Below are 20,518 nucleotides of genomic sequence, written 5' to 3'. Positions count from 1 at the left end.
ATCCTCGAACTTCCTCCTTCGGAAATCCGTCGGAAAACTAACACCAGAAACGGACCACTTTCGCCATGTCACCTCAGTAGCTCTGCTCGGACACCGCCAGCATGCGGCAGATCTGGCCAACCGTCTCGCCTTGGCTGAGACGGACCTCCGCCTCCCGCAACATCGCGATGATCTCTTCAGGAGGATAGCGCATTGCGTTTGGTCATCGCGCAAGGCTACGAGACCGCCATTTCCGCCTCGATCCAGATTCTTCTGACACCACCCCCATACTCGCTTTCGCCCCGCGAGCGTCATCCGATCTTAATCAGTAAGCTTGCCGGTGAAATTCGCCGGTCGTTTCTCGAGGAAGCTTGCGATGCCTTCGTCGGCATCGGGGCTCTGGCGGATCGCCTGCAACGCATAACGAAGCTGGGCGCCTCGCTCGGCCGGTCCGAGCGGCACCTGCTCGGCAGCCATCTCCTTCAGCTTGGCCACGACCAGCGGCGCGCGCTGCGCAAGGCGTCTGGCGTAGTCCGTCGCCACGGCATCGAGGTCGTCCGGCGCCGTTAGCCGGTTGACGAAACCGACCTCGTAGGCGCGCTGCGCGGTCAGTTCGTCGCCGAGGAGCATCATCTCCATGGCCACCTTGTGCGGCATGCGGTTCGCGATACCCGCGATCATGCCGCCAGTAAAGCCCCGCTTGGCTTCGGGGTAAAGGAAGCGGGCGCGGTCCGTGGCGATGCACAGGTCGCACATCTGGACCAGGACGACCATGCCGCCGGTGCACCATCCGTCGACCGCGGCCACGATAGGTTTGGTGATCTTCAGGCCTATGCCGGGAATGGCGAGCGGAAAGTTCTGCGGCCGCTGTTTGATGTCGGCCCCCACGGAGAAGTCGGCGCCCGCTTGCGTGACGAGCGCAACCCGGTCATCCCCCCGCTCGAAACGCTGCCAGGCCTCGTAGAGGCCTATTGACATGGCTTCGTTAACGGCGTTGCGTTTCTCGGACCGGTTCAGAACGATGCGCGCGATACCGTTCGTGGATTCATAGAGGACTTCGCTCATTTCGACCCTTCGTCGTCGGTGTTTCGAGGTGGCCCCGGGCATCGACCACATCGAAGCCCATACCAGCGTCATGTACGAAAAGCGGATTGATCTCGATGTCGCTCAACAGGCCTCCGAGATCGCTCACCAGCCAGCCGAGCCGCACCATCGCATCCGTCAGCGCGGCGACATCGGCCTTCGGTTGTCCCCGTGCACCGTCAAGCAACGGCCAGGCGCGAAGGCGCTTCAACATGGCCAGCGCCTGATCCTGTGAAATCGGCGCCAGCTCGATAGCGACGTCGTGCATCAACTCGACATAGACGCCACCGATGCCGGCAAGCACGGTCGGACCGAATTGCCGATCCCACCTAGCGCCCACGATCATCTCGAGCGCGGGAGTGGCCATTTCCTGGACGAGCATTCCCGCCAGGCTCGCATCCGGCGCATGGGTGGCAACGGCCGCGGCGATATCGTTCCAGGCGGCGCGGATCGCCTCGGGGCCGGACAACCCGACCTTCACACCGCCGATGTCGGACTTGTGCACGATATCGCGCGAGGACACCTTCATGACGACGGGGCCGTCGATAGACCCGGCAAAACGCAGCGCCTCGTCCACGGTTGCAGCAATCGTCTCACCCAGAAGCGGAATACCGGCTGCGGCAAGAAGCGATTTCGCCTCCGGTTCGAGAAGCTGACCCGGGGCGAGCGCGTTTGCGGCGCCGGAGAGATCGCCCATGCCGGCAGGTCGCACGGCTACTTCGTTCGGCACGCGCACAGCAGCCGCCGTCATCGCCCGGAGCACGGAAACCGCCTGGTCCATCGTGTTGCAATACGGTCGGCCGTTGTCGCGAAGGATCTTGCGCACAGGGTTCAGGATGGAGCCCGGCGTGACGACGAAGATGACCGGCTTGCCGCACTGCTCGGCAACCGTGCACCACGCCGCCGCCTTGCGCTCGAGCGCAGGCGAGGTAGCGATCACCACGGCCACGGTGCCCACGTCCGGCTCGGCAGAGAAGAGCTCCAGCGGACGAACAGCGGCCTCCATCATCCGGTCACCCGGCATGCCGCCGACATCGAGCGGATTGATATGGCGGCCAGCGGGGAAGATCGCCTGCAGGCCGGCGCGCGCCTGCGTGCCGATCTCGGCTAGCTTCAGGTCGGCGGCCACCAGCCGGTCGCCGACGACGGCCGCGGTTCCGCCGGACGGCGTCATCGCTGCGATGCCGTCACTCGTCGGCACACCGTACGCGGCGAGAAACTCGGCCGCCTTCAGCATGTTCTCGGGATCGTCCATCAGCACGGCCGAATGGCGCCGGCACGCGGCTTCGAGCACCTCGTAGGAGCCCGCGAGGCTCGCCGTGTGAGACTGTGTGATGGCGGCCCCGGCCTCGGTGCGGCCGGCTTTCACGATGAGCAGGGGTTTGCCCGCCGCTTGGCAGCGGGCGGCGGAGCGGATGAGCTTGCCGCCGTCGGCGACGCCCTCCAGATAGGCACACACGACCCGCGTGTCCGGATCGTCGACGAAATAGTCGATCAGGTCGCACAAATCGATGTCGGACTGGTTGCCGACCGTCGCACAGGTGCTGAAGCCGGCCCCCTCGTCGCAGGCATGGCTCAGCATCGATGCCATCACCGAGCCGCTCTGCGTGACGAGGCCGATCGTGCCGGCCGGCAGCGTATCCACCGCCAACGCCACCGACGAGGACAGCGCCAGCTTGCGCAGCGGGTTGATGTAACCGAGACAGTTGGGTCCGATCAGGCGAACCCTAGCCCGTCGCGCGGCCGCTACGAGCTCGCGTTGGCGTACGATACCCTCCTCGCCGTCCTCGGCGAAGCCGGACGTGACCACCACGCAGCCGCGTACGCCCGCTGCGCCACAATCGGCGATCGCCGCGGCGATATGCGCCGCCGGCACGGTCAGGAGGGCAACGTCCACCGGCTGGCCGATTGCGGCGACGCTCGGATAGCAGGCGAGGCCCTGCACTTCCTCGCGGCGCGGATTGACGGGGTAGATGCCGCCGGCAAAGCCGTGACGCTGCAGGAAGCTCAGCGCCCGCCCGCCGAACTTCGAGGTGTCATCGGTCGCGCCGATGACCGCCACCCCCTTGGGATTCAGGATCGCCCGCAGGTCCTCGACCGTTTGCCGCGTCGGCGGCGCGAGCGGCGTTGCTTCGTTCATGCTGGTACTCCGCGAGCGCCCGAGCGCTTGGCTGTCGCGGCGGCGGACACGCGCGCGCGGTGTTCGAGAATACGGTCGCGCAAGCCCGTCCGCACGGCCGAGCGCACCAACGCGGCGAGGTCTCGGTCGGCCGTCTCGCTCGCCAGCACGTCGCGCATCAACGTGCGCGTTTCGATGTCGAGCCGTGCCGCCTTGGCGATTTCGCCGTCGATCGTCGCCGCGACGTTTTCGGGCGCGATGATGGCGTCCGTGATGCCCAGCGAGCGGGATTCCGCGTCCCCGAAGGTGCGACCGGACGACATCAGGTCGCGCGCGGCGGCAGGTCCCGCGATCTCCGACAGGCGCCCGGTGCCCAGCACAATACCGAACCCGGCGCCCGGAAAGGCGAACCGGGTTCCCGGGGCGCAGAAGCGGCGCGCGCAGGCGACGTAGAGGTCGGCGCCGGCGCCGATCGCCGCGCCGGCAGCGTAGGCAACGGTGGGAAACGGTGCCGCGCGCAGCCGCGCCAGCAGCATCTCGATACGCACGAAGCGCTGTAGCAGCCCGGCATCGGTCTCGGCCTCGATGTCGGTGAGATCGAACCCGGTGCAGAAATGCCGGCCATTCGCGCGCAGCAACAGGAGGCTCGCCGCCTTCTGCTCCGCCTCATCGAACGCCCGATGCATGCACTCGACCAGTACGGCCGACATCGCGTTGCCGGTGTTCGGCGCGTCCAGCCGCACCTCGCATGCGCCGTCCCGCCATGAAACGGAAACAGGCATCAGGCCGCCCAGAGATTGGGGACGACGTCGTTGCTGTAGCCTGAGACGAATGTCGAGATCTCGCCCGTCTCGCTGTAGATGTTGCGACTGATCCGGCCGATGTTGCCACCATAGACGTGGATGCTGATCGACGGCTGGTCGGGGATGGCGTTGGTGACCTTGTGAATATCGCCGACGACGGGCGAGACCTGTGCCACCTCACCGCGATCGAGACGTTCGAGTTCGGCGGCGACGGGCTTGCCGTCGACCAGCGAATAGCCTTGCGACAGCTCGGCGCCGCGCAGGACGCCGACGAGGCCCCAGGTCGTATGGTCGTGGATCGGCGTCCGCTGCCCTGGACCCCATACGAAGCTCACGACCGAGAAACGGTCGAACGGATCACCATAGAGAAGGTACTGGCGATAGCTGTCGGGGTCGGGGAGGGCAAACGGTTCGGGCAGCCAGTCGTCGGTGGCGATGAGTTCGCGCAGCAGATTGCTTCCCCGGGCGAGAAGTTCGCTTTCCTGCGACCCGGCCTTCTCTACCAGCCGCGTCATATCCGCAACGAACTGGCGAAGCCGATGCATTCCCGAAGTCATCCACAGTCTCCCACGGTCACCGTTATCTCAATAGTTGGAATTCATTTCTATTAATTGATACGAACGTGAAGACCGCTTGTCAATCACCGCACCCGTAGCTTTTCGCCTTTTCCGCGGTTCCGGCGCCGGCTTGCCGGCAACCAAATTGACAGACCTCGCACCACCTGATAATTCAATTATTGAACCGTAATATCAAATAATGGGAAAAGACAGATGGGTGGTAAGCAGACCGCAGTCTTTGGCCAGACTCCGATGTGGGACATGGTCGAGTGGGAACATCTGTTCAAACCCGAGGAGTCCGCGCTTCTCGTCATCGACCCGCAAAACGACATCCTGAAGCAGGAAGGCAACATGGACTACTATGGGATGTGGCAGGATTCGCCACGGACCATCGCAGCCATCACCTCCCTGGTGCGCGGCGCGCGCGCCCGCAAGGTTCCGGTCTTCTGGTTTCGCTACGTACGCCTTGCCAACGGCAAGGACGTCTTCCCCGACTCCCTCGTCTCCGCGCGACTGGAGATGCTGCGGACGAAGATCCCGACCATCTTCGCCGACGGGTCGTGGGACATCGATATCGTCGACGAGCTAAAGGAGCTGATCGAGGAAGAAGACTTTGTGATCGACAAGCACGCGTCCGGCTGCTTCGAGGGCACGATGCTGGAAAAGTACCTCCGCCAGATGGGCGTCAAGAATCTCGTCATGAGCGGCTATCTCACCGACTTCTGCGTCGCCAACACCGCGCGTGCCGCCTACGACAAAGGCTATGGTTCGATCCTGGTCGCGGACGCCTGCGCCACGCACAACGCGGCGCTGCACCAGGCTGCCGTGGACATGCACCGCTGGTATTTCGGACCGGTCATCACGACCAACAAGGCGGTGTCGATCCTCGGCGGCTGACCCCTCCTGCGCAGCTTCGCGGGATTGGAAAGCGCCCCCATACATGACCGAAGATCGGGGCCGCCGCCCCCTGACGATGACACATTGGGGAACCTATGAAGCATCCGTCGAGGACGGATGCCTCACCCGTCTGTCGCCGTTCAGCGCGGACACCGACCCGTCCGGAGTCGGCGCGTTCGATCCAGCCGTGCTGACCGCGCCGTCCCGCATCCGCGCGCCCATGGTTCGCGAGGGCTTCCTGTCTGGTAAGCCGCGCACCGAATGCCGGCGCGGCGAAGACCGCTTCGTGACCGTGACGTGGAGCGAAGCGACGGCGCTGGTGGCCAGCGAGCTTTGCCGTGTCCGCGACACCCATGGCAACGCAGCAATCTTCGGCGGCTCCTACGGGTGGGCGAGCGCAGGTCGCTTCCACCATGCCCAGAGCCAGATCCATCGCTTCCTCAATTGCGTCGGCGGCTACACCGGAGCCGTGAACACATACAGCTATGCGGCAGCCGAGGTGCTCCTCCCGCATGTCTGCGGGGATACGTCGGGGCTCGAATACGGGCACACCTCGTGGCCGGTCATCGCCGAAAACACGCAGCTCTTCGTGGCGTTCGGCGGCATTCCGCTGAAGAACGCACAGATCGCCCCCGGCGGCATGGGCGTGCACCATACCCGGGCGGGGCTGACGCTGTGCCGCGACGCAGGCGTCGAATTCGTCAACATCAGCCCGATTGCCAGCGACTCGGCAGCGTTCCTGTCGGCACGCCAGCTTGCGATAAGGCCCGGCTCCGACACCGCGCTGATGCTGGCTCTGTGCTTCGTGCTCGTCAGCGAGGGACGGCATGACGAGGCGTTTCTGGCTAGCCATACGGTCGGGTTCGAGCACGTGCGCGCCTATCTCTACGGTGAGGTAGACGGCGTTGCGAAGACCCCGGACTGGGCCGCGCCGCTGACCGACATCCCCGCCGACGCGATCCGTGCGCTCGCGCGCGAAATGGCTGCCCGGCGCACCATGATCAGCGTCGCCTGGTCACTGCAGCGTGCCGACCGTGGCGAACAGCCCTATTGGGCGGCAATAACCCTCGCTGCTATCCTCGGCCAAGTCGGCCTGCCCGGCGGCGGTATCGGGTTCGGCTACGGGGCGACCAACCAGGTTGGCGCCGGCGGACGACCGTTCAAATGGGGATCACTGCCACAACTCCGCAATCCCGTCCAAACCCGTATTCCGGTCGCGCGGATCGCCGACGCTCTGCTCAATCCAGGCGCAGAAATCGACTACAACGGTGAGAAGCTGCGCTTGCCGGAGATCAGGCTGATCTACTGGGCCGGCGGCAATCCCTTCCACCATCATCAGGATCTCACCCGCCTCGACGACGCCTGGCAGCACCCGGATACGGTCGTCGTGCACGAGATCTGGTGGACGGCGACCGCCAGGCGCGCCGACATCGTGCTGCCGGTCGCAAGTCCGTTCGAACGCAACGATATCGGATGCGCGCGTGGCGAAGACCATATTGTGGCGATGCGCAAACTGATCGAGCCGGTCGGCGAGGCACGCAGCGATTTCGAGATATTCTCCGAGATCGCAGAAAAGATGCAGATGCGCGAGCTATTCCGCGGCGGGCGGGACGAGATGGACTGGCTGCGCGCCATCTTCGAGGAGAGTCGCGACAACGGTCGCGCCCAAGGCATAGATTTCCCCGACTTCGATACGTTCTGGGAAGGCGAAGGCGTGTTCGAGCTGCCACGTCCGGAGGTCGAGCCGGTGCTGTGGCGCGATTTCCGCGAGGACCCGATCGCCAATCCGCTCGCGACCCCCTCGGGACGCCTCGAACTCTATTCGGAGCGCATCGCCGGTTTCGCTTATGCCGACTGTGCCGGCCACGCGAAATGGTACGAGCCTGACGAATGGCTGGGCTCCGATCTTGTAGACGTTTATCCGCTTCACCTCTTGTCCAACCAGCCGGAAACGCGGCTGCACAGCCAGTTGGACAATGCCAGCGTAAGCGCGGCCTCGAAGGTCGCCGGGCGCGAGCCGGTCTGGATCAATCCCGTTGACGCCGAAAGCCGCGGCATAGCGGCGGGTGACGTCGTGCGGGTCTTCAACGATCGCGGCTCCTGTCTGGCGGGCGCCATTGTTACCGGCGACATCCGCCCCTCCGTCGTGCGCCTTGCGACCGGTGCCTGGTACGATCCCGAGGGGCCAGGAAATGCCCGCCGCATGGACCGCCACGGCAACGTCAACGTCTTGACCCGCGACGCCGGCACTTCGCGTCTGGCACAAGGCCCCGTGGCCGAGAGCCTGCTGGTCGAAATCGAACGTTACAAAGGAGAACCGACGCCGGTGCGGGCCTTCGAACCTCCGCCGATCGTGGAGATGGCCGCCAAGGCAAATGCACAGATAACGTAGCACTGCGATCGTTGTTGTTGAGATACAACAGCAGTAAAAACAAGTTTTGACAAATCAGGAGCAAGTCAGAATTTGATCCAGAATGGCCATAGGAGGGTAGCGAAAGGTATGGATTCAACACTGCTGAAAGGTCTTTCGGTCCTCGAACACGTGGCCAAATCGGCCGAGCCGCGCGGCGTGACCGAGCTGGCTGACGAACTGCCTTTGACCAAGAGTAATGTCCACCGCATTCTCAAGACGCTGGAGGCAGGAGGCTATCTTTCTCAGGATCCGGTAACGCGGCGCTACAAGATCACGCTGAAGCTGTGGGAGCTCGGCCTCGGCGCCGTCGCCAAGCTGGATATCAGAATCCAGGCCGCCTCCTCCCTGAAGGCGCTCAGCGAAATTACCCACGAGACGGTCCACCTTTCCGTGCTCGACGGCAACGAAGTCATCTACATCGACAAGATCGACAGCTCGGAGCCGGTGCAGGCCTATTCCTATGTCGGCGGCCGCGCGCCCGCGCATTGCGTGGCGACCGGCAAGGCGCTGTTCGCCTGGAAGTCCGAGGCAGAGCTCGACAGGATCAGCAAGACTCTCGTGCCCCACTCCGAACACACCATTACCGATCCGGCCGCCTTCCTTGAGGAAATGGCGTCCATCCGTGACAAGGGGTTCGCTCTCAACAAGGGGGAATGGCGCGAAAGCGTTTGGGGCGCAGCGGCCGTCGTTCGCGACGCGCGCGGCGACGTCGTCGGCGCCGTCGGTATTTCCGGCCCCGCCTTCCGCCTGAAGCAAAAGGGGCTCGAAGCCTATACCGATCCGGTCATGCAGATTGCCGCCAGCATTTCCTCCAAGCTCGGCTACCGAGAGCATCTGCTCGCCGCTTCGGCGGGGTAGGCGCTCTCGGTCCGCAACTCCGCGAGGGCGGCGGCGCCCTGCGTGACCGCCCCTCCTGTCCGGATCCCCGCCCCGGACCAGCCCGTACCGGGCCGCCCTGTACTGGGCTCGCTCTGTACCGGGCCGTGGGGATGGCATGCGGGACGACACGGGCCCTACTCGGCGCTTCCGTACTGGTGCGCGAAGCGGCGGATCAGGATGCGAAAGATGCGGTCGGCGGCCATGCCCAGACCACCCAGGCAGAGGATGGCGACGAAGATCTTGTCGGTTGCCATCCAGAGCCTGGAATTGAAGATCAGGAAGCCGAGCCCCCTGTCCGCGGCAACCATCTCCGCGGAGACGACCGTGGCGAACGAATTGCCCATGGCAAGCCGCATGCCGGTGAGGACGAAGGGCAACGTCGCCGGCCAAGTGACGTAGACGAACATTTTGGCTGGCGTCGCACCAAGCGAAGCGGCGGCGCGGAACTTGTTGGGCGATATGTTGCCGACACCCACGATCGTGTTGATCGCCACGATGAAGACCGTCGTGTAGACGATGATCAGCACCTTCGAAACCTCGCCGATGCCAAACCACAGCACCACCGGCGTCAGCCAGGCGATTGCTGGCACGTAGCGGAAAAACTCGGTATAGGGCTCGAAGATTGCGCGCACGTAGGCGCTCGATCCCATGAGGAGGCCGAGCGGAATGGCGACCGCGCTGCCGATCAGGAAGCCGAGCATGATGCGCTGAAGACTGATCGCGGAGTGGACGAAGAGCTCGCCGCTCTTGATCATCTCCCAGGCTGTCGTCAGCACCAGTGTCGGGGTCGGAAAGAAGGCCGGGCTGAAATAGTTCAGCGCGATATATTCCCAGAAGATGAGCGCGGCGCCGATCGAGCCGAAATAGATCAGGGGAATCTGTATCGAATCCGCGATCTTCGCGATGTTGGAGACGCGCGCGGGCGGCGCAGTACGATCGCTGATGTCGGTCATGAGCTCGACGTTTCCTGACTTTGGATGCGGCCGTTGATCTCTTCCCACATCGCACCGAACTCGGGTGCACCGCGATGGCGCGGTCGCTCCATGTTGATGGTCACGATGCTGGCGATGTTGGAGCCCGGCCCCTTGCTCATCACGCCGACCCGGTCGGCCAGGAGCACGGCCTCGCTGATGTCATGGGTGATGAAGACGATGGTCTTGGCGGTCTTCTGCCAGATCTCGACGAGTTCGTCCTGGAGCCGCGTGCGGGTTTGCGCGTCGACGGCGCCGAAAGGCTCGTCCATCAGCAGGATCTTGGGATTGTTGACGAGCACGCGCGCAATCTGCACGCGCTGCTTCATGCCACCCGACATCTCGGAGGGATATTTCAGGCCCTGGCCATCAAGGCCGACCAGTTTGAGAAACTCCTCCGCCTTCTCGTATCGCTCGGCCTTGGGCACGTTGCGCATCTTCAGGCCGAAGGCGACGTTGTCGAGCGCCGTCAGCCAGGGGAAGAGCGCATCCTCGCCCTGGAACACCACTCCGCGATCGGCCTGGGGCTTGGTGATCGGCTGACCGTCCAGCGTCAGACGCCCGTGCGTCGGCTGAAGGAAGCCGGCCATCAGCGTCAGCATCGACGTCTTGCCGCAACCGCTCGGGCCGAGCAGGCAGAAGAACTCTCCCTGCCGGATCTCGACGGAGGCGTTCGCCAGCACCAGCGGGCCCTCGTGGCCCTTTGACGTGCGATACCGCAGCGCCACGTCTTCGACTTTGAGCGCGATCCGGCGCGAGGTGTCGTCGGCAGACGTCGCGGCAAGGGCCGCGTTGGCGCCATCCGGCGCCCCATCCGTGTGTGTCGTGGTCAGGGACATGAGTTACCTGGCTCGAAAAGGTGCAGTTGATAGGGCGGGGCGAGCCCGCCCTATCGGGCGACTTGTATCGCCGGCTTACCAGCCGGGAGCGCGATCGGGCGCCACCGCCAGCATGAACTCCGGCCGCGCCACTTCGGCCAGCGTCGGCACCGTCTTGAGCAGGCCCTTCTCCAGGTTGAACGCCGCAAGCTCATCGAAGTCGAACGTGTAGCGATCCGCCGGAAACACCATCTCGTAGTCAATGTTGTCGTACTGGAAGCGGATGTTCTCGGGGTCGGTCTGCAGACGGCGGGCGCCGATCTCGACGACCTCGTCCTTGTTGTCCAGCACGAACTCGGACGCCTCGATCAGCGCGGCGAGCGTTGCCTCTGCCCGCGGCTTGTCGTTGATCAGGTCCTCGCCCATGAACAGCCAGTTGGTGACGGCGATGCCGTCGTCGGAAAGCTGGCGGAGCGTATGCGTGCCCGGAACCAGCTCGAGCACGCGCGACGGCCAGGGCTCCCAGAACATGATCGCGTCGACGTCGTTGCGCGACAGCGCGGCGACGGCTTCCGGCGGCGCGATGTTGACGAGTTCGATCTCTTCCAGGCCGATCCCGTTGTTGGTGGCAAACTGCTTGTAGAGGAACTCGAGGACTCCGTCCTTGGACAGGCCAAGCTTCTTGCCGATCAGGTCCTTCGGCGTCTTCAGGTCTTCGCTCGAAACGACGGAGAAGAGCTTGCCGCTCGCCGCCATCGAGGACACGGCGAACATTTTGGCGCCACGGGACACACGCTGCATCATCGACATATTTGTCGCCGACCCGATATCCGCATTGCCGGTCGCGAGCGCGTCGAGCGCTACGGCGCCATTGTCGAAATGCGTGATCGTGGCGTCAAGTCCGTGCCGCTTCCAGATGCCTTTCTCCTGAGCGACCATGTAGGTGATGTACCACATGTCGACGCCGATCGCGGCATGCACCTTCATCTCTTCCGCGAATGCCACGGACGGGGCAAAGCCCGCCGCACCGGCTGCTGCCGTCATCTGAAGGAAGCGTCGACGGCTCAGCGACGCGCCCGCAATGCTGCTGTAGGACATAGGCCCCTCCGTTCCAATATATGAAATAGTTTCCCATCATTTGGATCGTAAGAACGAATATTTACGTTTGTCAAGGGCAGCCGTGTGGATCCGCGCGTGGAGTTTTCGCCCTTGACAAACAGCCGTCCCACGGCTCATCTGTAGCAAGATATGGAATGTAATTCTAATATTTGGGATGAAATCATGACCATTTCTCCGCTGCGCAATTCGAACAGCGAACGCGACATCGCTTCACTGATCCATCCCTATACGCACCTCGCCCAGCATGCCCACTCGGGCCCGCTGACCATGGTAAGCGGCGAGGGGGCTTACGTTTTCGACGATCAGGGCAATCGGTATCTGGAGGGTATGGCCGGGCTGTGGTCAGCCTCGCTGGGCTTCAGCGAGCAGCGACTGGCCGATGCCGCCTACAGGCAGCTCACGACGCTGCCCTTCTACCACCTGTTCAACCACCGCTCGACGGAACCGGCCATCGAGCTGGCCGAACGCCTTCTTCAGATCGCGCCCGAGGGACTGTCGAAAGTCCTGTTCGCCAACTCCGGCTCCGAAGCAAACGACCAGGCGATGAAGATCGTGTGGTTCTACCACAACGCTATCGGCAAGCCGGAGAAGAAGAAGATCATCTCGCGCTGGCGCGGCTATCACGGCGTAACCGTGGGTGCCGGCAGCATGACCGGCCTCCCCGCCAACCACGCGCTGTTCGATCTGCCGATCGACCGCGTGCTGCACACCGACTCGCCGAGCTACTACCACTACGCGCAACCAGGCGAGAGCCGTTCCGCCTTCGTCGACCGGATCGTCGGCAATCTCGAAGCCCTGATCGAGCGTGAGGGCCCGGAGACAATCGGTGCCTTCATCGCGGAGCCGGTGAACGGATCCGGCGGGGTGCTGGTGCCCCCGGAGGGCTATTTCGAGCGGATACAGGAAGTGCTGCGCAAGCACGACATCCTGTTCATCGTCGATGAGGTGATTACGGGATTCGGCCGGACCGGCTCGATGTTCGGCTCCGAGACCTACGCGCTGAAGCCCGACATCATGACCGTCGCCAAAGCGCTGTCGGCCTCCTATCTGCCGATCTCCGCCACGATGATCAGCGAGACGATCTGGGAGACGATGCGCGAGCAGACCGAAAAGACCGGCGTCTTCGCCCATGGCGTTACCTATACCGGCCATCCGACCTGCGCGGCCGTCGCCGTCGAGACACTGAAGATCTACGAGGAGCGCGACATCGTCGGCCACGTCCGCGAGATATCGCCCTACTTCATGGAACGGCTGTATGCGCTCAACGATCAACCGCTGGTCGGGGAGACTCGTGGCGTCGGGCTGATCGGAGCGGTCGAGATCGTGGCCGACAAAGAAACGAAGAGGCCATTCGACGCTGCCCTCGCTGTGCAGCCGCGCATTGCGAAGGCGGTACTGGAGCAGGGCGTGCTGCTGCGCTCCATCCGCGAGGCGATCGCCATTTGCCCGCCGCTGATCATCGGCAAGAACGAGGTCGACCTCATTTTCGATACGCTCGAGGCGGGGATCCGGCAGGTCGCGGCCGAACTCTAGGCCCGATCCGGCCAGGACGTACGACACCAGGATGGCAAAGTGACATATCAACCCAAACTCCATATCGGCGAATGGCTGGATGCCGGAGGCCGCGAACTTTTGCCGGTCGAGAACCCGGCAACCGGCGTGACGGTTGCGCAATTCCCGGTCGCGACGATCGCCGACCTCGACCACGCGCTCGAATGCAGCGCGCGCGGCTTCTCGGTCTGGCGGACTAAACCGGCTCTTCAACGCAGTGCCATCCTGCGGCGCGCGGCCGAGCTGATGCGCGAGCGCAAGGAACTAATCGCCGGCCTCATCACGCTGGAACAGGGCAAGCCGCTGCGCGAGGCGCTGCTGGAGGCGGCTAACGGTGCCGACATTACCGAGTGGTTCGCCGAGGAAGGTCGCCGCGCCTACGGGCGGGTAATACCCGCGCGGCAGCCGGGCATCATGCAGATTGCCACCGTCGAACCGATCGGCCCGGTTGCAGCGTTCTCGCCCTGGAACTTCCCCGTCTCCCAGGCGGTGCGCAAGATCGCCGGATCGCTCGCCGCCGGATGTAGCATTATCCTCAAGGGCCCGGAGGACACGCCGAGCTCAGTATGCGAGACGATCCGTTGCTACATCGACGCGGGCGTTGACGCGGATGCCCTCTCGCTCGTCTTCGGGCGTCCGCCGGAGATATCCTCGCACCTCATCCCATCCCCCGTCATCCGTAAGGTGTCGTTCACCGGTTCCGTTCCGGTGGGAAAACATCTGGCCATGATGGCGGCCGAGCACATGAAGCCCTGCACGATGGAACTCGGCGGGCACGGGCCCGCGGTGGTTTTCGACGATGTGGATCCGGCCAAGGCAGCCGCCGAATTCGCCGCCTTCAAGTTCCGCAACGCCGGCCAGGTCTGCATCTCGCCGACGCGCTTCTTTGTCCAGGATGCCGTCCACGACACCTTCCTCGAGGAATTCGTGTCGATCGCGACGAAACTGAAGGTAGGGGTTGGCCAGGACGAAGCCTCCCAGATGGGCCCCCTTGCCAACAAGCGGCGCATCGATGCGCTCGAAGAACTGGTGACGAACGCAGTGGCCGTCGGCGCGACCCTGCATTGCGGCGGTGAACGCATCGGCAACCAGGGCAATTTCTTCGCCCCCACTGTGCTTTCCGACATTCCCGACGACGCCCGCATCATGCAGGAAGAGCCCTTCGGCCCGGTGGCACTCATCAACCGCTTTACCGACGAGGACGAGGCCTGGCAGCGCGCCAACGCGACCGCCTACGGCCTTGCCTCATACGCTTACACCCGCGACGGCGACCGTGCGCAACGCGCCGGCGAGAAACTCGATTCGGGCATGGTCTCGATCAACCATTTCGGCCTCGCCACCGCCGAGACGCCGTTCGGTGGCGTCAAGGAGAGCGGCTACGGGCGCGAGGGCGGAATCGAAGGTCTCGACGCGTATCTGATCACAAAATTCACGACCCGACGGCACTATCAATGAACGACTGCCCGAGTCAGGCAAACGGGGGCCTGCATTCCCTCGACATGACCACACGCAACGAAGACGACACCCTGCCGCTGGCAAGCACGACCGTCATCGAATTCTGCAGCGTCGCGGCCGGCCCGTTCTGTGGCATGCTGCTTGCCGACATGGGCGCCGATGTGATCAAGATCGAGCCGCCGCAGGGCGACACGCTGCGTCAATGGCCGCCGCACAACGGCGGGTTCAGCGAGAATTTCGCCTCCCTCAACCGCAACAAGGACTCCATCGCGCTCAACCTGAAGGACCCCGAGGATCTTGCCGTCGCGCAACGTCTGATCCGCATGGCGGACGTGGTGCTGGAGAATAACCGGCCGGGCGTCATGCGTCGACTTGGGCTCGACTACGACACCTTCGCCAAGGAACAGCCAAATCTCGTCTATTGCTCAATTTCCGCCTTCGGCCAGACCGGACCGCGCGCCCGGCAAGGCGGCTTCGACTTGACGGTGCAGGCGCTGTCCGGGATCATGAGTGTGACGGGCGAGCCGGACGGCGAACCGGTCAAGTGCGGCGTGCCCGTCTCGGATTTCTCGGCGGGCCTTTATGCGGCCTTTTCCATCGCCAGCCTACTGTCGCGCGTGCGTGCAGGTGGTCGCGGCGGATACGTCGACATCCCGATGCTTGGGACCAGCCTCGGCATCGCGGCGCTACAGACGAGCGAATTCTTCGGTACTGGAAGAGATCCGAAGGCGCTAGGCTCCGCACATCCGCGCAACGCACCCTACCAGGCCTATCGTTCGGGCGACGGCTACTTCGTGATCGCGGCCGGTAACGACAAGCTGTGGCAGGCGGTCTGCGAGGTCGTGGCGATGCCGGAGCTCGTCGACGATCCACGCTTTCTGACCACCAAGGACCGCGCGCGCAACCAGGCCGAGCTTGCTCAAATTTTGGCGCCTTATTTCCGCGGCCACACGACCCGGCAGCTTCTCGAGTGGTTCGAGAATGCCGGCGTACCGTGCGGTCCGATCAACACCTACTCCGACATACTGGAAGACGAGCACGTGAAGGATCAGGGCTGGGTGCAGTCGATACGGATGCCGGGCGGGGCGGAAACCTCCACCTTCGGCAGCCCGGTCAGGCTAAACGGCGTCCTGCCGCGATTGCGGAAGGCTCCGCCCGCCCTGGATGCGAACCGGGCCGAAATCCTGGCACGCCTGCAAACCGCGAGCGCTTCGTCTGCTCCGGCGGAAATTCTGCGAGAAGACCAACTGCGCTCTAGGAAGAAATAGAGTATTTTGGCTTTGCCATCGGATCGGGTCGACCGGCTTCGCCACACTGGCCGCGGGGTGCTGTCATCTATGGACGCCCCCCGATTGCAAGGGTTTTGATAGGGCGATGAGCATATAGGGTTTGCAGTCATCTATCCGGCCTTCGATCGTGGTTCAGTTGACCACTGGCCTTGATGGAATCCGAGGATCGACACCCACTCAGACGATCGAGCTCCAGGCTCGGACAGCTCCTCGGGTTTGGTCGATCCCGGTCACCCTGTTTTGCCATCACTCCGTCATCACCCTCCGCAATTTCGTTGCCGTCCCGGCCGGGCCGGATCAGGCCGTAGCGAGTCGATGTGGCTCATAGGCTTCCGATCTGCTGAGCATCGCCCAGACAATGCGGGCCATCTTGTTCGCCATAGCCACCAGCACGACATTGGTCGGCCGGCGGTCGAGCAATCCTTCCAGCCAGGGAGAACGCCGCTGCGGGCGTGACCGGGCCCAGCGCAGGACAGTACGTGAGCCGTGCACCAGCAAACGCCGGAGATATCCGTCGGCCACGCTTGGAAATGCGGCCGAGGCGATCCCGGCCACCGCTTGAGCTCTGCCTGGGAACCAGTCCGAGAAAGGCGGCGAACTGCCGGCCGGAGCGGAACTGCGACGCGTCGCCGACAGTAGCGACAAGCGCCGTTGCGGTGATCACTCCCACGCCCGGGATGGCTCCCAGTCGCTGGCTCGCCTCGCTCGATCGGTGCCAGGCAAGAAGCTCCTTCTCCAACCCGGCGATCTCCGCCTGGATCGCCTTGATCTGCGCAACCAGAGAGGCAAGCGCCCGTCGTGCCAACGGCGGCAGACGATCGTCTCCTTCGTCGATGCACGAGATCAAGGCGCGAGCCCGGGACATGCCCTGAGGCGCCGTGATGCCGAACTCCGCACAGTGGCCCCTCAAGGCATTGATCAGCATCGTGCGCTGACGTACCAGAAGCTCGCGCGCCCTGTGCAGCATCAGGACCGACTGCTGCTCGGCGTTCTTTGCTTTTGCAAAACGCATCGTCGGCCGCATCAATGCTTCGCAGATCGCCTCGGCATCGGTGACGTCGTTCTTGTTCGTCTTCACATAGGGCTCACATGAGGAGGATTGGATCAATCGGAGTCTTCAGGTCATCCGTTTCTCCGCTGTTATTTCGGATCTCGGGTCCGTGCCCTTTCAGTGAAACGCGTGTCGAAGACCTGCGCGCTCAAGCTCACATGCGGTCGCCAGTAATGTCGGCTGCACCATGATTCCGCATCCTGCGGACAGGGCGCAGGGGACGGGACCATTCTTAACTACGGCGTTTGCGGCCAGACCCTACGCCGGTTCGTCCATCCGGATCCGCCGGAACTGATCAGGTCCCGGTGGAAGCTTTTCGCGTTCTCCGCACAAGCCGTCACGCGGCCTTCATTGTGGCCCCGTCAATCACGACACCGCTCGTCACGTATTTCCACAGAGCGACAAGAAGTTTCCTCGCCAAGGCGACAATCGTGACCTTTTTCGCGCGCGAGCCAAGCCGGCGGACCCTGTCGTGATACCACAGGGCGAGCGCTGACTGTGGCTGATACCTCAGCCAGAGCCATGCCATTTCAACGGCAATGGTCCGCAGGCGGGGATTGCCCGCCTTCGAAACCCCTTGTTCGTGGTTGATCGTGCCGCTCTTCCAAGGCGTCGGTGCCAGGCCCGCATAGGCCGCCACCTGGCGCCGATTCTCGAACTGCCGGAACAGCCCTTCGGACCAGAGTGCGCCGGCAAAACCGGGGCCAATGCCCTTGAGGTCAAGCAGCATCCGCACCGGCGCGGGGGCCGCATCATCGGTGCACGCCTCATCCAGAAGCGCATCGCGTTCCGCCTTCACGGCATCGATCTGCCGGTTCAGAAGCTCAATGATTTCCAGCTCGCGCAGGGCCAGAGCCTTCAGGTGATGCGGCAGGGAGCGCCCATCGCCGCTGCGCAACTCTTCCAGGCGCTCCCGGCGGTCCTTGTTCCGGGGCTCGTAGTCTCCGATGCCTTGCGCGAAGAACAGGCCCTTCAGCCGGTTCACATGTCGAATCCGTTCCCCGACAAGTGTCTTCAGTTCCCGACATAGATGCCGGCGGTCCTCTTCTTCCGGGTTCGGTACGCATACCATCGAACATACCCGGGGTTCGCCTCGCTTCCAGGCCAGGAGTGTGCGCACGAGCGCCTCCCCGTCGATCCGATCCGTCTTGGCTCTGCGGTGCCGGCGCGACACCGCGATCGAGGCCGGATCCACCACGTGGCTCTCGATCCCTTGCGCAACCAGAGCGCGGTGGATCCAGAATCCGTCCAGCCCGGCTTCCTGGATCACGATCATCGGTACGGTGCGGCCGGTACGGCGCTCGACCTCGCGTTGCAGATCCGCAAAGCGCGCCAGAAGACCCGGCATATCGCCGCCCCGCACCTGGTGTCTCGACATTCTGGACCCCAGAGGCGTTGAAAGAGCAGTCACCAGCCAGGTCGAACGGCTGAGTTCCAGGGATACGAAAATCGCCAAAGGGGCGGACGGCGCAACAGCAGGCGTGGAAATGAATGAGGTAGGTTGCATGGCAGTGATCTCCATCGAGAATGCAGGCCCCCGACACTGACAGAGCCGCGGGCGCCGGTCTCCTCCTCATGGAATCTTGACGTATTGCGGCGGGATCAGTCGCACATCGTGGCCAAACGCGCCGATCTCCCGCGCCCAGTGATGCGCCGTCGCACAGGCCTCCAGTCCAACCGCGCACGGTCTCAACGCCGCAAAGAACGCCACCACCTGGCTCCGCTTCAGCTTCTTGCGCAGGACAGGTCTACCGGCGGCATCCGTGCCGTGAACCTGGAACACCCGCTTTGCAATATCCAGGCCGATCGCCGTAATCTCCGTCATGATCGTTTTCCTTCCCGTTGAGCTTCAAAGGCTCAAGTTTGGCGCAATCCGCACCGTGACGGGGGGCGTCCATGCCATCAGACGAACGCGAACCGGTCTCAGTGTAGCCGGGATGGCTGAATTCAGGCGGCGCCGAGTTGACGCCATTGCTCGAGCGCGGCGGCGCGATTGAGCTTGAAGATGTTTCTGTTGGATAGACTACGTTCCTGATTGAAGTGATTGTAGACGGAGGAATGAACAGCGGCGAATGTCCGCAGGCTTCGCAAGCGGCGGAACCGGAGCATGGCCCGCTCCTGTCGTCGCAGCGGCAGATGTGAGTTTTCGACGCGATTGTTGAGCCAGCGGCCTGACGACTGAAGAGCCTCGGCCCCGAGTTCCTTCAGCGCCGCACCGTAGGATGGCAATCCGTCGGTGACGATCTCCCGCGGACGACCGTAGCGCCGCATCAGTTTCCTCAGGAATTTCAACGCGGCCTTCCTGTCGCGGCGCCTGGTGACAACGGCTTCAAGAACTTCGCCCTCGTGATCGACGGCACGCCAGAGGTAATGCTGCTCGCCGTTAATCTTCACGAACATCTCGTTGACGTGCCAGCGCCAGGTCGAAAACGCGCGCATCCTGTTGATGCGCCTGCGGCGGATCTCGGCGGCGAACATCGGCCCGAACCTGTGCCACCAGTACCGGATGGACTCGTAGCTGACGTCGACCCCGCGCTCGTGCAGCAGGTCCTCGACATTCCTCAGCGACAGAGGGAACCGGACGTACAGCATCACCGCCAGGCGGATGATCTCGGGCGAGGTCTTGAAGTAGCGGAAGGGATTGCGTTTGGTCATCGCGCAAGGCTACGAGACCGCCACGTCCGCCTCAAGCCAGATTCCTTTGACACCACTGGCTGGAGGACGCCGGCAGAAGCGCTTGACGAGTTGCTGCCATGAGGACACATAGTCGGTGTTGCGACGACCGTTTGAATCCGCCCAATATACGTCGGTGGCGTTCGGGCTGCGATGCAAGGAGGCCCGGGTGCGGCCGTCGATGGGATCGGTCGGCGATGCCTATGACCATGCCATGTGCGAGAGTTTCTTCGCCACGCTGGAATGCGAGCTGCTCGATCGACGCAAGTTCCAGACCAAGGCCGAGGCCCGCATGGCCGTCTTCCAATTCATCGAAGGCTGGTACAATCCCGCCAGGCGCCATTCCGCCCTAGGCTATCAGTCACCCGTCAACTACGAAAGGAGCGCCCAAACGAGACTGGAGCCCGCAAGCCCTTAACTGTCCACGAAACCGGGGGAACTCCAGATCAGACTATGAAGATTAGTAGGTAATATCCAAAATTCGGGCGGTTCAGAACCGGAGGCAAACTCGTGACAAAACGTAAACGGAGCGACACGCGGCTCGGCAAAGGAGCTCGAAAGAGCCTCGATAAACTGACGCCCGCAGAAGAGAAGCGGATAGTAAAATCCGTTTCTGACCATATTCCTTCGCCACATAACCGGATTGACGGGGCTCCTCCCAGGGCAGTGAACCGGGCCGCCACGCGAGGGGTGAAACGATAGTGACCGCGCCGTTGCCTCAGGTTTGATCGTTGCCCGCCGCTGGAGACTTCAATATTGGCGGACGATACGGTCGCAGCCAGAGTGGTCTGCCCCATCGAGGTGGCCAGGCTCGTAAGTTAGAGTCCGGCGGTCAAGGTCGGCGGATGTGCCGACGCAGCG

16 protein-coding genes and 2 pseudogenes are annotated in these 20,518 nt (G+C 63.5%); 7 read left to right on the top strand and 11 right to left on the bottom strand.

Annotation, left to right across the window (positions count from 1 at the left end; genetic code table 11):
• Positions 1-300: 300 nt before the first annotated feature.
• From ACSF9G_RS23665 to ACSF9G_RS23650, 4 genes are read right to left on the bottom strand one after another with little or no spacing between them, the layout of a single operon-like run.
• Positions 301-1,044 carry an enoyl-CoA hydratase/isomerase family protein gene (locus ACSF9G_RS23665; RefSeq protein WP_436644531.1) on the bottom strand — a complete coding sequence of 248 codons (744 nt, stop codon included), beginning with the start codon at positions 1,042-1,044 and terminating at the stop codon, positions 301-303.
• Complete coding sequence (locus ACSF9G_RS23660) at positions 1,025-3,202, bottom strand: acetate--CoA ligase family protein (RefSeq protein WP_436644530.1); 2,178 nt, start codon at positions 3,200-3,202, stop codon at positions 1,025-1,027. The genes ACSF9G_RS23665 and ACSF9G_RS23660 overlap by 20 nt, the downstream gene beginning before the upstream one ends.
• On the bottom strand, positions 3,199-3,963 hold the full coding sequence (locus ACSF9G_RS23655) for an enoyl-CoA hydratase/isomerase family protein (RefSeq protein ID WP_436644529.1): 765 nt from the start codon (positions 3,961-3,963) through the stop codon (positions 3,199-3,201). Before ACSF9G_RS23655 ends, ACSF9G_RS23660 begins: the two co-directional genes overlap by 4 nt.
• On the bottom strand, positions 3,963-4,541 hold the full coding sequence (locus ACSF9G_RS23650) for a cysteine dioxygenase family protein (protein WP_436644528.1): 579 nt from the start codon (positions 4,539-4,541) through the stop codon (positions 3,963-3,965). The genes ACSF9G_RS23655 and ACSF9G_RS23650 overlap by 1 nt, the downstream gene beginning before the upstream one ends.
• Positions 4,542-4,754: 213 nt before the next feature.
• Here ACSF9G_RS23650 and ACSF9G_RS23645 point away from each other — a divergent pair, with 213 nt between their 5' ends.
• From ACSF9G_RS23645 to ACSF9G_RS23635, 3 genes are all read left to right on the top strand, one after another.
• Positions 4,755-5,438, top strand: coding sequence for a cysteine hydrolase family protein (locus tag ACSF9G_RS23645; protein WP_436644527.1), 684 nt, complete (start codon positions 4,755-4,757; stop codon positions 5,436-5,438).
• A gap of 43 nt (positions 5,439-5,481) precedes the next feature.
• Positions 5,482-7,830, top strand: coding sequence for a molybdopterin-dependent oxidoreductase (locus ACSF9G_RS23640; protein ID WP_436644526.1), 2,349 nt, complete (start codon positions 5,482-5,484; stop codon positions 7,828-7,830).
• 72 nt (positions 7,831-7,902) lie between these two features.
• Positions 7,903-8,709 (top strand): IclR family transcriptional regulator, encoded by an 807-nt coding sequence (locus ACSF9G_RS23635; protein WP_436644525.1) that lies wholly within the window; start codon positions 7,903-7,905, stop codon positions 8,707-8,709.
• Positions 8,710-8,864: 155 nt separating this feature from the next.
• On the opposite strand, the gene ACSF9G_RS23630 is transcribed toward ACSF9G_RS23635, so the two are convergent.
• The 3 genes from ACSF9G_RS23630 to ACSF9G_RS23620 all read right to left on the bottom strand — a co-directional run bounded on the left by ACSF9G_RS23630 (position 8,865) and on the right by ACSF9G_RS23620 (position 11,617).
• Entirely contained in the window at positions 8,865-9,683 is an 819-nt protein-coding gene (locus ACSF9G_RS23630; RefSeq protein ID WP_436644524.1) for an ABC transporter permease, read from the bottom strand.
• Positions 9,680-10,540 (bottom strand): ABC transporter ATP-binding protein, encoded by an 861-nt coding sequence (locus tag ACSF9G_RS23625; RefSeq protein ID WP_436644523.1) that lies wholly within the window; start codon positions 10,538-10,540, stop codon positions 9,680-9,682. The genes ACSF9G_RS23630 and ACSF9G_RS23625 overlap by 4 nt, the downstream gene beginning before the upstream one ends.
• A gap of 75 nt (positions 10,541-10,615) precedes the next feature.
• Positions 10,616-11,617, bottom strand: coding sequence for an ABC transporter substrate-binding protein (locus ACSF9G_RS23620; RefSeq protein ID WP_436644522.1), 1,002 nt, complete (start codon positions 11,615-11,617; stop codon positions 10,616-10,618).
• Positions 11,618-11,800: 183 nt separating this feature from the next.
• Here ACSF9G_RS23620 and ACSF9G_RS23615 point away from each other — a divergent pair, with 183 nt between their 5' ends.
• From ACSF9G_RS23615 to ACSF9G_RS23605, 3 genes are read left to right on the top strand one after another with little or no spacing between them, the layout of a single operon-like run.
• The gene (locus ACSF9G_RS23615; protein WP_436644521.1) at positions 11,801-13,171 is read left to right on the top strand and encodes an aminotransferase; all 1,371 of its coding nucleotides are present in this window, start codon (positions 11,801-11,803) and stop codon (positions 13,169-13,171) included.
• A gap of 39 nt (positions 13,172-13,210) precedes the next feature.
• On the top strand, positions 13,211-14,644 hold the full coding sequence (locus ACSF9G_RS23610) for an NAD-dependent succinate-semialdehyde dehydrogenase (RefSeq protein ID WP_436644520.1): 1,434 nt from the start codon (positions 13,211-13,213) through the stop codon (positions 14,642-14,644).
• Entirely contained in the window at positions 14,641-15,912 is a 1,272-nt protein-coding gene (locus ACSF9G_RS23605) for a CaiB/BaiF CoA transferase family protein (RefSeq protein WP_436644519.1), read from the top strand. Before ACSF9G_RS23610 ends, ACSF9G_RS23605 begins: the two co-directional genes overlap by 4 nt.
• A gap of 343 nt (positions 15,913-16,255) precedes the next feature.
• On the opposite strand, the gene ACSF9G_RS23600 is transcribed toward ACSF9G_RS23605, so the two are convergent.
• From ACSF9G_RS23600 to ACSF9G_RS23585, 4 genes and pseudogenes are all read right to left on the bottom strand, one after another.
• Positions 16,256-17,011, bottom strand: coding sequence for an IS110 family RNA-guided transposase (locus ACSF9G_RS23600; protein WP_436644518.1), 756 nt, complete (start codon positions 17,009-17,011; stop codon positions 16,256-16,258).
• Between the two features lie 310 nt (positions 17,012-17,321).
• On the bottom strand, positions 17,322-18,491 hold the full coding sequence (locus ACSF9G_RS23595) for an IS110 family RNA-guided transposase (RefSeq protein ID WP_436644517.1): 1,170 nt from the start codon (positions 18,489-18,491) through the stop codon (positions 17,322-17,324).
• Positions 18,492-18,566: 75 nt separating this feature from the next.
• A pseudogene (locus tag ACSF9G_RS23590) lies at positions 18,567-18,809 on the bottom strand (IS110 family transposase); the annotation flags it as partial.
• 122 nt (positions 18,810-18,931) lie between these two features.
• On the bottom strand, positions 18,932-19,639 hold the full coding sequence (locus ACSF9G_RS23585) for an IS6 family transposase (protein WP_436644516.1): 708 nt from the start codon (positions 19,637-19,639) through the stop codon (positions 18,932-18,934).
• Between the two features lie 139 nt (positions 19,640-19,778).
• On the opposite strand from ACSF9G_RS23585, the pseudogene ACSF9G_RS23580 reads away from it, so the two are divergent.
• A pseudogene (locus ACSF9G_RS23580) lies at positions 19,779-20,075 on the top strand (transposase); the annotation flags it as partial.
• Positions 20,076-20,518 lie beyond the last annotated feature (443 nt).

Origin of the sequence: Microbaculum mangrovi (assembly GCF_051390635.1) — a bacterium.
Taxonomy (GTDB): Bacteria; Pseudomonadota; Alphaproteobacteria; order Rhizobiales; family Tepidamorphaceae; genus Microbaculum.
This window is presented reverse-complemented; position numbering and strand designations above follow the sequence as displayed.